The following is a 13,140-nucleotide window of genomic DNA, read 5'->3' as shown; positions in this document are numbered from 1 at the left end:
ATATGCTATATTTTTATCCAATTGCATTTTTCCATTTACGTAATATACTAAAAACTTCCAATGATGATTTTAGATTTTTTCCAGAATACAATGATGCTGATTTAATAATATCAGAATGGTTAGTTCTTAAAAAAGGATTAATATCTAATTCTTTAGAGATGGAAGAAGGTAGTGTAGGGCAATTAGTTTTACTTAGAATACATATCGATTTGTAGTATTCCTCTAGTTTTACGTTTCTAGTATCTACTGTTATAGCCCAACTTAAGTTTTGCAAGGTATACTCATGAGCACAAAAAACCATTGTTTCTAAAGGTAAACTTGATATTTTTATTAAAGATAAAAACATTTTTTCAGTAAAACTGTCATTATATAACCTGCCGCAGCCTCCTGAAAACAGGGTGTCCCCACAAAATAGTATCTTTTCATATTCCCCATAGTAAGCTATATCATGTGATGTATGGCCAGATACATCTAATACTCTCAGAAAAGTTTCTAATTCTGGAATATATATAATATCATTTTCATAAACCTTTTTATTGCACAATGATATAGTTTTATGGTGCGGACCATAAATTGGGAATTGGTAGCTTACACTATCAGATAGTTTTTTTATACCCGAAATGTGATCTTCATGGTAGTGAGTTATGAAGATAGCACAAATTCTTAAAGAGTATTTGTTAACAAAATCCAATATGGGCGCACATTCTCCCGGATCAATAACAGCAACTGAGTAATTTTTTACTATTGCCCATATGTAGTTATCTTTCAGGGCTTTTATAGGAAATATCCCATTTTTTATTTGTTTTTCATCCATGTATTCATTTATCAATAGAAGTTGGTATTTGTTTTGTAAATTGATTATATTTTATCGGTTGTAACAAAAATTTAATGCAGAATATACTATACATTGTTTGTTATTAATATTTATTATCGAAACTTATCTTAAGAATATAATTATTCTTTAGTCAATATGGTAAGTGCATTTTTTATTTATAGGTATTTTTTATTAAATTATGAATAGTTATAGCAAAGTTGAATTATGGACAGATGGAGCTTGTAAAGGAAATCCAGGACCAGGCGGATGGGGTGTTATGATAATCTACCCAGATGGGAAGAGAATTGATTTATATGGAGGAGAAAATAATACTACAAATAATAGAATGGAGCTATTAGCTATAATTGAGGGATTAAAAAAAGTAAACAAAGACTTTATAAATATAGATATATATACAGATTCTAAATATGTAGTAAATGGCATGACAAAATGGATTAATAATTGGATAAAAAATAATTGGCATACTGCTTCTGGGAAAGATGTAAAAAATATTGATCTATGGAAAATCTTATGTAATCAGGTTATTGAGTCTAATGTCAAGTGGTACTGGGTGGAAGGGCACTCCAACAATGAAGGTAATAACATTGCTGATAGATTAGCTAATATGGGAGTATCTAGCTTATCTATTGATTGATGTTATCTTAACAAAAATTACTTAGAGTTCTATTATGCGTCAGATTGTTTTTGATACTGAAACTACAGGTCTTGATCCTGCTAAAGGACATAGGATTGTAGAAATAGGGTGTGTAGAGGTTATGGATCGTTCTATAACTGATAATTATTTTCACGTTTATATTAATCCAGATAGAGATATTGATCCTGGTGCCTTGTCAGTACATGGATTAACTGTAGATTTTCTATCAGATAAGCCTATATTTAAATCTATAGTTAGCAGTTTTATAGAATTTATAAGAGATGCTGAATTAATAGCCCATAACGCATCTTTTGATGTGAAATTCATCGATAGTGAGCTTAATATGGCGGGTATGGGGCCATTGATATCTTATTGCTCTGGTGTAGTAGATTCCTTAGATCAGGCTAGAAAGTTACGTCCAGGTAAGAGGAATTCTTTGGATGCATTATGTGATTTTTATAACATTTCTAATAAGGATAGAGTCTTGCATGGCGCATTGTTAGATGCCCGGCTTTTGGCTAATGTTTGGTTATCTATGACTCGTGGCCAAGACGAGTTGATAATTAATAATAAATCGAACTCTTATTCCGGCAAAAATTTACGAGACAATAGATTTTATTTAAACCTTCCTGTTCTGAAAGCTACAACTGAGGAACAGAAAGAGCATGATAATTATATAGAAGATTTGCAAAAAATTGATAAAAAGGTTACATGGCCATAATGTTATCAATTATTTAAATATGATGATTCTATATGAAAAATATTTTTCACATACCATGAGGCAATGATTCAATTCCAGTATCATCCGACATAGTCTTTTTAGGTAGTGTGTTTTTTGATACAACGGCTCTCGGTAGAGCAGTATGTGCTATTTTTCTTAGAGCCTCGGCCGCACCTTGATGCATTGGTACAGTTAGGCATATTTTTGATGTAGTAACTGAAACTTGCGCGCCCTGAGTTGATCCTGCGGCTAGCAGGTATTGCCCGGCATGATATATTGATTTTACGATATTATCGGCCTCATCCATTGTTAATTCCGATGTTGTTAGCATTAGAGCAGCTGTTCCGACTGTGGTTATACGTTTTTGCTGGTTCGAGTATGTTCCTGCAGCAATACTTAGAGATAGAAGAGCAGGGTTATTTTCAGTTAATTTTTTGACAGCTATTGGATCTAAAGGAATTAAGCGAAGTTTTGATTGAGCCATTTCTGCTCGTAAGGGACTTGCTGGTGTTCCTGTTATTTGTGCTGCTGCATCTATTTCATTGTTATTTAGTTGTTGCAATGCAGTAGTGAATTCTGTGTCGATTATATTGTAATCTTCATGAGCACGTAGGCCATGTGCTGATAACACTTGCTCAAAAGTTGCTCTGCCTCCAGATCCTATTGATCCAAGTGAGATTTTTTTGCCTCTTAAATCTCTTAAATTTTTTATCAAAGAATCATTACGCACAACTATGTGTGCAAGCTCAGGATATAAACTTCCCAATGTTCTTAGCTCTGTGAAGGGCCCATGTCCTTCAAATGGGCCTTTGCCATTGTATGCCATTAGTGCAATATCAGCCGGAGCTAGTGCTATAGTTGCATTGCCATTCCTAAGAAGATCTATGTTTTCAGTGCTGCCACTAGTGATCAAGGGTATCATCTTAACATGTTGTTTTTTTGCAATATCAGCTAAAGAGTGTGCAAATACTAAATATTCACCTTTCCCAGGTCCAGCTGCAAAAGGATACCCATCTTGCAGTCTTGCAAGCCTTCCATTGATTCTGGTTACTGATCTCTCTAATTCTTGCTGAACAACTTTTTGTGCTGTTTTTGATGATGTATAAGGTATGGATGTTGTAATATTATTAAGGGAACTAATTAGTCTTTCTGCAGCAGGTTTTTGTATTCCATTTTCCAAAAATAATCCATCTTCTGCTGTATATCCTGCAGGTGCTACTCGTTCCCATGAGCCATTGTTTTTTATATATATTGCACTGGCATGAGCAGTTATCCTATCTCCGGCACTATTACCCTCAGACTTAACACCTACAATGCTCCTTGGTCCTGCTCCTATCAGAGTAACTAATGCAGCAGCACCAGGATGATCCCAAGAACCAAGCTCTATATTTTTGGTTGCTTCTAGTACTACATCATAGTAGACAACCCTTCTTTCTTCATTAGAAGGAGCTGTGCTATCTATCGCACTGCCAAGTCTTTTTAATTTAATAATATTAAATGATCCTGTGCCAAAAGTATTGTTTAACCCCTTTTCTAAAGCCGAACGAAGTTTTTCTGAGTCAGGCTGTCTTTCACAGGCAGATAGCAGAATGCACATAATTATCACTAACATTTTTTTAATAATATGTGTCATATAATACTACCCCCTATAAAAGGTAAAGAAATCATTGTGGTAAGAACAATAACGTTCATAATGTCTACAAGGAAAGCCCCTGTGAGGGGTATTACTATAAATGCTTGTGGGGCATGTCCATGCCTATTTGTAATCGCTTGCATATTTGCAATGGCAGTTGCAGTAGTTCCTAATCCAATACCACAAAAAGCTCCGGACATTACTGTAGCCTCATAATCTCTTTTAAGAGCTTTAAATACTACTAAACAGCAATATAATGAGCATACTATAGATTGTATTAGTAATATAAAGGCTAAAGGTCCCGCAAGTTTTGCAGCACTGGCAAGATCTAATGTCATCATAGTAAAACCAAGAAATAACGACAGCATTACTGTCCCTAATATTTCTGTAGCTTTATCATTAAGTTTTAATTTTACAAATGGACCAATATTTCTTATTAATATTCCGACGCCAAGACACCAAAGAAAATTAGGTAAACTAATAGCATTACTGCCTAATAGTTTAGATAGGTATGATCCGGCTGCTAGCGTTATCAAAGCAGCGCAGAGTGAGGTAATAAAATCGGGAGATTCTGTTGAGGGTTTTATTTCAATTGTATCTTTTTTAGGTAATTTATCAGCCTCATTGTATTCTCCGCTTTCAAATGGAGTAATAATTTTATGTTTTTTTATTAACCATTCAGAGATAGGACCTCCCAGGACTCCGCCAAAAACTAGTCCTATAGTTGCTGATGTCATAGCCAATGCAGTTATGTTTTGTATATTATTTATATCAGCAAAACGTGCTGCATATGCAGCACCTGTTCCATGTCCACCAACTAATGTTATAGTTCCTCCTATCAGGCCCATAAGTGGATGCATATCTAACAAATACGCCAAACTTAGACCAACTATATTTTGCAAGAACAGAAATGGAACAAGCACCAATAGCAAAGCTATCAATCTTGATCCTCCTCTCGCAAGTAATTTTAAGTCGGCAGTTAGTCCTATACAGCCAAAAAAAAGTAATAAGAAAGTCGGTTTAATTGTTGTTTCAAGGTAGATTTGAATGCCACCAAATGCAGCTAAAGCTTGTGTTATTATTGCAAAAATAAGACCGCCAACAATAGAATCAGGAACGCTATAGCGAGCCAGAAAACTAACTCTTTTTGTTAAAAAACGCCCGCCCAATAAAACCAAACAGCAGGCAAGTAGTGATTGTGTTAATGAAAGCGAAATCATGCGAGCCTTTATTATCTTATGTCCGAATGAGGACTAGAAGCTATATTCAAAATAATAGTACTGTAAGTATAACAATACGCTTTGTAAACAAGTTCAACATTTCGATAAATACATTTACCCATTTTAATGATTTTTATCTGATTGTTTTTGCCATATATACATGGGATAACTAACTAAATTTGCTGTTATGCAGCATACCATTTGAGCACTAGAGAATTCTTTGTGAGTGGAGTATATCATCTCTGCTTTGTGTTATTCAGATATTGTCTTTTATCTATAATTTACTAATCATATAAGCCGAAGCTTATATGAAAACTTACCATATATGCAATAGTAAAATATTAGCACTAAAGGCTTCTTGTAAAATCAGTATGATTATATATCATTAGTCATTTTTTCTATAACTAAATAAAAACAGCCTATATTTTTACTGTATATTTGGATTCGATATCGATATCGATATCGAAGTGCATTCTACTTTAATAGTTAAATGTTAGGCACTATCAGATATAAAAAGTAGAATTTGGATGTATTTTTTAAAATAACTATTTAAAATGGAAGTTAGTTGTAAATTAGCAAATTGCCAATAATTTCTAGTAAAAGGTGGTTTTTTATAATCTATATTGAGTCTATGTACAAATAAAATCCAAGACTGTCTTGTTAAAAAAAGCAGGGTTTCCTAAATTCATTCCATGGGAAGACCCATTGACAACTACCCTATAATTTTGCGGTATAAGGTCGTGTAATATCTTTATTATTCTTGGGTATGGCTCTGGACTTATTTCGCCTCCTATTAATAATGTAGGAATAGATATATTTCTGATCTCATTACTTGATAAAAACAACATTTTTTCTAAAGATTGACCTATTAGAGTGTGCGCATTATCACGTGCCATTTCTTTGAACCACTGAACCATTTTTTTCCAGGTTCCAGAACCACTAACTTTATCAATGAATAACTCTAAAGCATCATCAATCTTGTTTTGTTCTATAAGATCAGAAACATGTATTTTAAAATCATTTTTTTGATCGTGCATGCCAGGAATTATTAGTCCACCAGGCTCAGCCAATATCAGTTTATTTATGAGCTCAGGCTTCTTTGCTGCAATATTTAGTGATAGAGTAGCTCCTCTTGAATGTCCTAATATGTTTACTGGTTTTTTTACCACTTCTTGTATAAATTTTATTATGTCGTATGAATGTTGATCCAAAGAAAATTCACTATTAGCTAGATCAAATTTATTCGGCCAATAATGCCTAAGATTTAATGCAAAAATTTCATGGTTTATGCATAAACGATCAGTTTGTTTTTTCCAATATCTACTATCACATAATGACCCATGAATTAATAATAAAGGCATTCCAGTGCCTTTGTTTACATAATGGAAATTATATTGATTTAACTTGATAGTTTTCATTTTGATCTGTTTTTTAAGTGGTTATTATTTGATCATGTTAAATAATTTTTGTGCCGTTCCATATATATCTGAGTTTTTGTGATTTTTTAATATTTTTCTTAATGTTTTTGTTGCATCAGAAATGTTATTAAGGGCTATCTGATTCTCAGCAATTAGCAGCATTGCTTCAGGAACATGCTCATTATCTGATTTTTCTTTAATGAAAATAGTTAATTGATCTATTGATTCTTTAAATCTACCTAGTTTGTAATTGCACTTTCCATAATAGAATATCGCATATGGTATTAGACTGCTATTGTTATATACATCAATAAAATTAGCTAGATGATTCTTAGATTCTATGTATTTATGATCGTTAAACATTTTTATACATAGATCATAAAGTTCTTTCTCTTTTAGACTACGCCCATCATTTTGTGGCGTTTTAGTATGGAACGATTGTTTATTTAACAAAGGACTATTTGATATAAGTTCTATCTGATCTCGAATAATATATATTTCATTTTGCAGATTCATAATATAGTTATGTAGCTGAAGTTCTGATTTCTTTATATTATCAATTTGTTTTTGTAAATTTATTTCACTAGCGCTCGGTTCATTTTTAGCACAGGTTGTTACTGGAGTTATAAAGACAAGCATTATAAATGCTATTAACAGTGAACGTATATTTGGTGAATAAGTTACTATCATTTAGTAAATTTTTTAATGTTGTATTATTATATCAACACGACGGTTTCTTGCTAAATCATTTTCAAGAGTGTCGCTTGATTTGTGAAATTTTTCTTTTCCGAAGCTTATGATTTCCATTTGAGTATCATTAACTCCTAATATTCTCATGATTTCGTAAACAGAGTTTGCTCTTCTTTGCCCTAGAGCAATATTATACTCAGATCCTCCATTTATATCAGAGTATCCATTTAGAATGACTTTTACATTTTGATTTTTTGACAAGAAACAGGCAACGCTTTCTATTATACTAGAATAATGATTATTCACATAATAGCTGTTGCTATCAAAAAATATCGATATATTGTTTATCTTTTCGGTTCTGCAATTTATATTTCTGGACACCATGTTATCAGTTATTATCCTACAGGATGTTAGAGATAAAGTTATAAAAAAAAGCAAAATTGTATATAATTTTCTCATTCTATAAATGGTCCCCATGAAATCTCTATGATGCTAGAATCCGCATCATTGTATATTTTATTGTTAGATCCATCAATTAGGCTGATTGTTTCTATTGTTCTGCAATCATTTTTATTAGATATATAGATAATTTCATTATTATTTGGAGAAAAGCAAGGCGAACAGTCATTATCACCATTAGTTAGAATGGTTTCTGTATTTGATAGCATATTTAAGCAGGCTATTTGAAATTTGTTATCTTTCTTTTTTATATATAATAATTTTGAAGAATCAGAAGATATCTTAGGAGAGCTATTATATTCTCCATTAAAAGTGATTCTATTTGTCTTTGAGGCATTAATATCAGATTTATAAATTTGATAAGTACCGCTTCTGTCGCTATTAAAGATTATATGTTTCCCATCTTTTGTGAAAACGGGCTCGGTATCAGAACTATAGGAGCTTATAAAGGGATCGATATTTTTGCTATTCAAGTCTACTATATATATTTGTGGCAATCTGTTTTTTGTCATTGTGGCTGCTATTTTCAAGCCATCAGGAGACCATGCGGGTGAGCTACTGGCTCCACTGTAATCATCAGATATAACTTTCCTTTCTCCTGTAGCTATATTATGAATATATATAACGGGTTTACCTGTCTCGAAGCTAGAATATGCTATTCTAGATCCTTCAGGTGACCACGACAAGGAAATTATAGGTTCTTTTGATCTGAGGGCTACTTGGTGATTTTTGTAGTTATAATCAGATATAACCAATTCAAAAATACCCATCTTATACAATACAGAAGCTATTTTAGTAGAAAATATTCCTTTTTCTCCAGTTATTTTTCTAAAAATACGATCTGATATAAGATGTGCAATATTACTAATTTCTGCCTTAGATCCAGAAAATGAAACATTGTCTATCGTTATCTTATTAATAAAATCAACAAGTTGATAATTCACATTGTATACGTCTTTAGATTCTTGATTTATTTCTCCTTTTATAATGTAACTGATGCTATCATTAGCAGTTTTTTTCTTATTTTTCTTGAAATCATGTTTTATTTTAAATTTATTTATGCGGTTAAGATCTTTGCTTATTGTGTCTTTTATGAAAAGTCCTGCTTCTGGCACCCCTTTAAAATCGTATATTGCTACAGTATATTTCCCATTATCCAGATTGTTTTGTTTTGCATATACATATGGTGTATACAGTAAACAGATAATTAGAAACGATAGTAAAAGAAAATTATCTATGCATTCAATAAGCTCATAGAGCTTAGATTCACTGTCAGTCATTTTTATCCCTATCGAATTTAATCAAACACGCTTTTTTATAAAGCACTATGTTTTATTAAAGTTTTTCCTATTTTTATATATTTGTATAAGCAAAATAATGCAACAACAATTATTGTTTATTTATTACTACAAAAATATATCATGTTAGAGATTATTTAAAATTCTTATTGTTGTCTCAATTAGTTTTGTTATATGTATTCTGGTTTTTTGGTTCGTTTTTCTAATTTTTATCTCAACTTCTTCATTTTTTATATTATCTTCTGTTATTATTATCTGTAGGGGTATTCCTATAAGATCCCATTCTGCAAACATTATCCCTGGTCTTTTATCTCTGTCATCTAAAATAACATCTATTTTGGATTCTTTTATTAGCTCATATATTTTTATAGAAGTTTCTCGTACTCTAGTTTTATTTTTATATCCAATTGGACATATTACTATTTCAAAAGGAGATATGGATTTTGGCCATATGATACCATTTTCATCATTATTTTGTTCTATTGCGGCCCCTATAATTCGTGTTATTCCTATACCATAACATCCCATCTGTGTAATGTTGGATTTGCCTTCTTTATTTAAAAAAGAAACATTTAATGCTTTTGAATATTTTGTTCCCAGGAAAAAAATATGTCCAATTTCAATTCCTCTCTGAAATGATAAAATATTGTTGCTGTTAGGGCAGGTATCTCCTATTTCTACATTTCTGATATCATATATTGCATCTGGTTCTGCTAGGTCTCTAGACCAGTTAACCCCAGTGTAGTGCATGTTTTCTATGTTTGCTCCACATACAAAATCACTCATATTTGCCACTGTTCTGTCTGCAATTACAGTTATTGATTTATTTATATTAACTGGGCCCAGGAATCCTGGTTTGCAGTTAAAATATTCAAAAATTTCTTCTTCTGTTGCTAAACGAAATTTATCCAAGCCTTCAATTTTCTTTACCTTAATATCGTTTAACGTATGATCCCCACGTATCAAAAGCAGGTACATTTTTCTATTTTCAGAGGGGGTCATTAATACGATTGATTTTATAGTACTGTGAATAGGAACCTTTAGATACTCGGCTACTTTCTTGCATGTATTGGTATCTGTTGTGTGAGCAAGTACCATATTCTGTTTTGGCTTATTTCTTTCCAATATAAGACAAGGGGCCTCTGCTAATTCAGTATTGGATGCGTAGTCAGAATATCTATCATATACTATTGTATCCTCGCCTGTTTCAGCTATAGCATGGAATTCGTGGCTCCTATTCCCGCCTATTGACCCTGTGTCTGCTGCTACTGCTCGAAATTTTAATCCAATTCTATTGAATATTCCTGAGTAAGCATTAAACATAGTTTCATAGCTGATTAAGGAGTTCTCTTCAGTTGTATCAAAAGAATATGCATCTTTCATGATAAATTCCCTGCTCCTCATCAATCCGAAACGAGGTCTAATTTCATCACGAAACTTAGTTTGTATATGATAAAAAATTAAAGGCATTTGTTTATAGCTATGTATTTCATTCCTTGCTATTTCTGAGATTACTTCTTCTGAAGTTGGTTGTATGATGAAATCACGCTCATTCCTATCTTTAAATCTTAATAGTTCTGGTCCATATTCTTTTATTCTTCCTGATTTTTGCCACAGTTCTGCTGGCTGGATAATTGGCATTAGCAATTCGATGGATCCTGATCTATTCATTTCTTCTCTAATAATGGCTTCGATCTTATGTAATACTCTCAGACCTAGTGGCATATGAGTATATATTCCGCCAGATATTTTTCTAATCATTCCCGCTCTTGTCATCAGCTTATGACTTGTTGTTTCTGCTTCTGATGGAGCTTCTTTTAGTGTAAAGATGTGGTATTTAGTAGCATGCATATTTATATGTTTTTTAAAATAATATTAAAGTGTTATTCTAATTGTAATAAATTTAATTTGGTAGATCATCATCATGCTTGATAATGAAGGTTATCGTTCTAATGTTGGCATTATTATTGTTAACAGACAAAATGAAGTTTTTCTTGGTAAAAGAATAAAAGAAGAGGCTTGGCAGTTCCCGCAGGGTGGAGTTAAATATGGTGAATGCTTGGAGGAAGCTATGTATCGTGAGCTTTATGAAGAAGTTGGTTTAAAACCAGAACATGTTAAAATAATAGGAAGAACTAAACAATGGCTTCATTATAATGTTCCTAGTAATTTCGTTCGCAAGGAAAGTAGAGGCCAGTATAAAGGTCAAAAACAAATCTGGTTTTTGTTGCGATTGATTGGTAGTGATAGCGATGTTTGTTTATCTGCAACATCTAGTCCTGAGTTTGACGCATGGAGGTGGAGTCATTATTGGTTACCATTAGATAATGTAATAGAGTTCAAGAGGTCTGTTTATAAGCAGGCTCTGAAGGAGTTGTCATCTATTTTATTTTAAGATTTTAAGTTTTAAATAATGAGCATGATTGCCAAAGTGTAATTACAGATTTTGTAAATAATAAATTAAATTCATAATGGTTGTTCGCTAATAAAATTAGAGATATTAGAGATATGTTGAGTGAAATAGATAGCCTTATTTTTCGTGTTAATAGTTTAATAGATAAGTTCAAGGATATTAGATCTGAAAATGCTGATCTTGAAGACAAAGTAAAAAAATGCAATATAGAAATTTCCAATATAAAAGAAATTTGTGGTAAAAAAGAGTTAGATATTATTTATTGGAAGGATAAGTTTATTGAGTTAGAGGAAAATTTTATAGATCAAGCTAAATACTATGATTTGGAGATTTCCAGATTGAAAGAGGCATATAATAAACAGAATTCAGATGTTATTTGCTGGAAAAATAAGTCTATTGAATCTGAAGATAGAATTGTTTCTTTGATTTCTGAAAAAGAAGCTATGGAGAATGTTCTTACTAGTAAGTTAAGAGCTCAGGAGGAGTGTTATAAAGAGAAAGAAGCATTAATGAAGAATTATGAGCATAAATTAAGAGATATATTATTATCACAAGAGTCAAAGATTTCTCACATGAGAAGTAACGTGCAGTCGGCAATTAACCGTTTAGGCGAGTTAGCAAATAAATTACCTTGTATATTTTCAAATGAGGATGATAGTAATGGAACGTCTTGATGTTAAAATCATTGGCAGAGACTATTCGCTAGCTTGTTCTATCGAGGAGAAGTCCAGTCTTATTTCTGCTGTTGATTATATTAATAATTTGGCTGCTCGTATACAAGATTCTGGAAAAACATATACAACTGAGATGTTGGCTACAATGGTTTCTTTACAGTTAGCTAGTGAGCTATTATCAATAAGAATTTCCGATGATTGCATTAATTCCAATAGTGTCACCTTTAAGGAAATAAAAGATAAAATGGATAATATATCAATTTTAATAGATGATCTTATTTAGCACGTGTCTGCATGATTATTAGGCCCATAATAACTGTTAATATTGATAGAATTTGTCCCATGCTGAGACTTATAAAGACCGTCCCTAGGAAGTAATCAGGTTCTCTCCATAATTCAGCAACAAATCTTAACAGACCATACGCAATCAAAAAAACAGAACTCACTATTCCTGTTTTTCTAATCTTTTTAGAGGAAATATGCATTATTGTGAATAGTATCGGTCCTTCTAGTATTGACTCATATAGTTGTGAAGGATGCCTAACTAAATCATCGCAAGTCTCATCAAAAATCACTCCGAAAAAAAGGTCTGTCGGATAGCCCCATAGTTCTCCATTTATAAAATTTCCTATCCTTCCTAGACAAATAGCAGGAGGAACTATGCAGGCGATGAAATCAGTTGTCTCAAAAAATGGAATGTTGTTGTATTTTGTATACACAAATAAAGAAATAACTACTCCTATGAGTCCGCCATGAAATGACATTCCTCCTTCCCATAGATAAAAAATTTCTATAGGATTTGTAAAGAAATAAGATGGCTTGTATATGGTTACATAGCCTAACCTTCCTCCAATTATAGCGCCTAGCATTCCATACAAAATCAGGTCTTCTAAATTTTTTATTTTTCTCTTATTTAATAAGTTATTCTTTAGTTTTATTTCTCCTAGAATATAAACTATCAGGAGCCCAAATAAATAAGTAATTCCATACCAATGTATACTTAGGTTGCCTATTTGAATAGCTATTGGGTTTATATTTAGATCTGAGTATCGTATAGTCATGTCTTCATATGTATTATAAATTTTTACAGAAATTCATACTGCTATTGTTCTGATCATAACTATTATTTAGCTAAAATTTAAAAA

General features: G+C 32.0%; 14 protein-coding genes. 5 read left to right on the top strand and 9 right to left on the bottom strand.

The genetic code is table 11. The features are described 5' to 3' along the window. Positions 1-13: 13 nt before the first annotated feature. Positions 14-814 (bottom strand): hydroxyacylglutathione hydrolase, encoded by an 801-nt coding sequence (gene gloB / locus CKBE_RS00070; RefSeq protein ID WP_015237573.1) that lies wholly within the window; start codon positions 812-814, stop codon positions 14-16. A 199-nt stretch (positions 815-1,013) separates the two neighbouring features. Here gloB and rnhA point away from each other — a divergent pair, with 199 nt between their 5' ends. Beyond that, entirely contained in the window at positions 1,014-1,469 is a 456-nt protein-coding gene (rnhA, locus tag CKBE_RS00065) for a ribonuclease HI (protein WP_015237572.1), read from the top strand. Positions 1,470-1,503: 34 nt separating this feature from the next. After that, positions 1,504-2,190, top strand: a complete 687-nt coding sequence (gene dnaQ, locus CKBE_RS00060; RefSeq protein WP_015237571.1) for a DNA polymerase III subunit epsilon — start codon at positions 1,504-1,506, stop codon at positions 2,188-2,190. 46 nt (positions 2,191-2,236) lie between these two features. Here the strand turns inward: dnaQ and CKBE_RS00055 are convergent, their stop codons facing one another. The 7 genes from CKBE_RS00055 to CKBE_RS00025 all read right to left on the bottom strand — a co-directional run bounded on the left by CKBE_RS00055 (position 2,237) and on the right by CKBE_RS00025 (position 10,759). Then, the gene (locus CKBE_RS00055; protein ID WP_015390073.1) at positions 2,237-3,823 is read right to left on the bottom strand and encodes a TAXI family TRAP transporter solute-binding subunit; all 1,587 of its coding nucleotides are present in this window, start codon (positions 3,821-3,823) and stop codon (positions 2,237-2,239) included. Beyond that, the gene (gene gltS / locus CKBE_RS00050; protein ID WP_015390072.1) at positions 3,820-5,043 is read right to left on the bottom strand and encodes a sodium/glutamate symporter; all 1,224 of its coding nucleotides are present in this window, start codon (positions 5,041-5,043) and stop codon (positions 3,820-3,822) included. Before gltS ends, CKBE_RS00055 begins: the two co-directional genes overlap by 4 nt. A 629-nt stretch (positions 5,044-5,672) precedes the next feature. Continuing rightward, positions 5,673-6,461, bottom strand: a complete 789-nt coding sequence (locus CKBE_RS00045) for an alpha/beta fold hydrolase (RefSeq protein WP_015237568.1) — start codon at positions 6,459-6,461, stop codon at positions 5,673-5,675. Positions 6,462-6,485: 24 nt separating this feature from the next. Further along, a complete protein-coding gene (locus tag CKBE_RS00040; protein WP_225968680.1) occupies positions 6,486-7,100 on the bottom strand; it encodes a tetratricopeptide repeat protein in 615 nt (204 codons plus the stop codon). Positions 7,101-7,163: 63 nt separating this feature from the next. Then, positions 7,164-7,535, bottom strand: coding sequence for an OmpA family protein (locus CKBE_RS00035; protein WP_225968679.1), 372 nt, complete (start codon positions 7,533-7,535; stop codon positions 7,164-7,166). Positions 7,536-7,606: 71 nt separating this feature from the next. Further along, positions 7,607-8,890, bottom strand: coding sequence for a PD40 domain-containing protein (locus tag CKBE_RS00030; protein ID WP_015237565.1), 1,284 nt, complete (start codon positions 8,888-8,890; stop codon positions 7,607-7,609). 144 nt (positions 8,891-9,034) lie between these two features. Further along, complete coding sequence (locus tag CKBE_RS00025) at positions 9,035-10,759, bottom strand: proline--tRNA ligase (RefSeq protein ID WP_015390070.1); 1,725 nt, start codon at positions 10,757-10,759, stop codon at positions 9,035-9,037. 73 nt (positions 10,760-10,832) lie between these two features. On the opposite strand from CKBE_RS00025, the gene CKBE_RS00020 reads away from it, so the two are divergent. From CKBE_RS00020 to CKBE_RS00010, 3 genes are all read left to right on the top strand, one after another. After that, positions 10,833-11,303, top strand: coding sequence for an RNA pyrophosphohydrolase (locus CKBE_RS00020; protein ID WP_015237563.1), 471 nt, complete (start codon positions 10,833-10,835; stop codon positions 11,301-11,303). Between the two features lie 113 nt (positions 11,304-11,416). Next, the gene (locus tag CKBE_RS00015) at positions 11,417-11,995 is read left to right on the top strand and encodes a hypothetical protein (protein ID WP_015390069.1); all 579 of its coding nucleotides are present in this window, start codon (positions 11,417-11,419) and stop codon (positions 11,993-11,995) included. Further along, the gene (locus CKBE_RS00010; protein WP_015237561.1) at positions 11,982-12,278 is read left to right on the top strand and encodes a cell division protein ZapA; all 297 of its coding nucleotides are present in this window, start codon (positions 11,982-11,984) and stop codon (positions 12,276-12,278) included. The genes CKBE_RS00015 and CKBE_RS00010 overlap by 14 nt, the downstream gene beginning before the upstream one ends. Here CKBE_RS00010 and lgt read toward each other — a convergent pair. Then, the gene (gene lgt, locus CKBE_RS00005; RefSeq protein ID WP_015237560.1) at positions 12,271-13,056 is read right to left on the bottom strand and encodes a prolipoprotein diacylglyceryl transferase; all 786 of its coding nucleotides are present in this window, start codon (positions 13,054-13,056) and stop codon (positions 12,271-12,273) included. The two genes, CKBE_RS00010 and lgt, sit on opposite strands and share 8 nt — an antisense overlap. Positions 13,057-13,140: the final 84 nt, after the last annotated feature.

The sequence above is a fragment of the Candidatus Kinetoplastibacterium blastocrithidii (ex Strigomonas culicis) genome, assembly GCF_000319245.1.
GTDB classification, from domain to species: Bacteria; Pseudomonadota; Gammaproteobacteria; order Burkholderiales; family Burkholderiaceae_B; genus Kinetoplastidibacterium; species Kinetoplastidibacterium blastocrithidiae.
The sequence above is the reverse complement of the archived record's forward strand: the minus strand, read 5'-3'. Positions and strand labels throughout refer to the sequence as shown.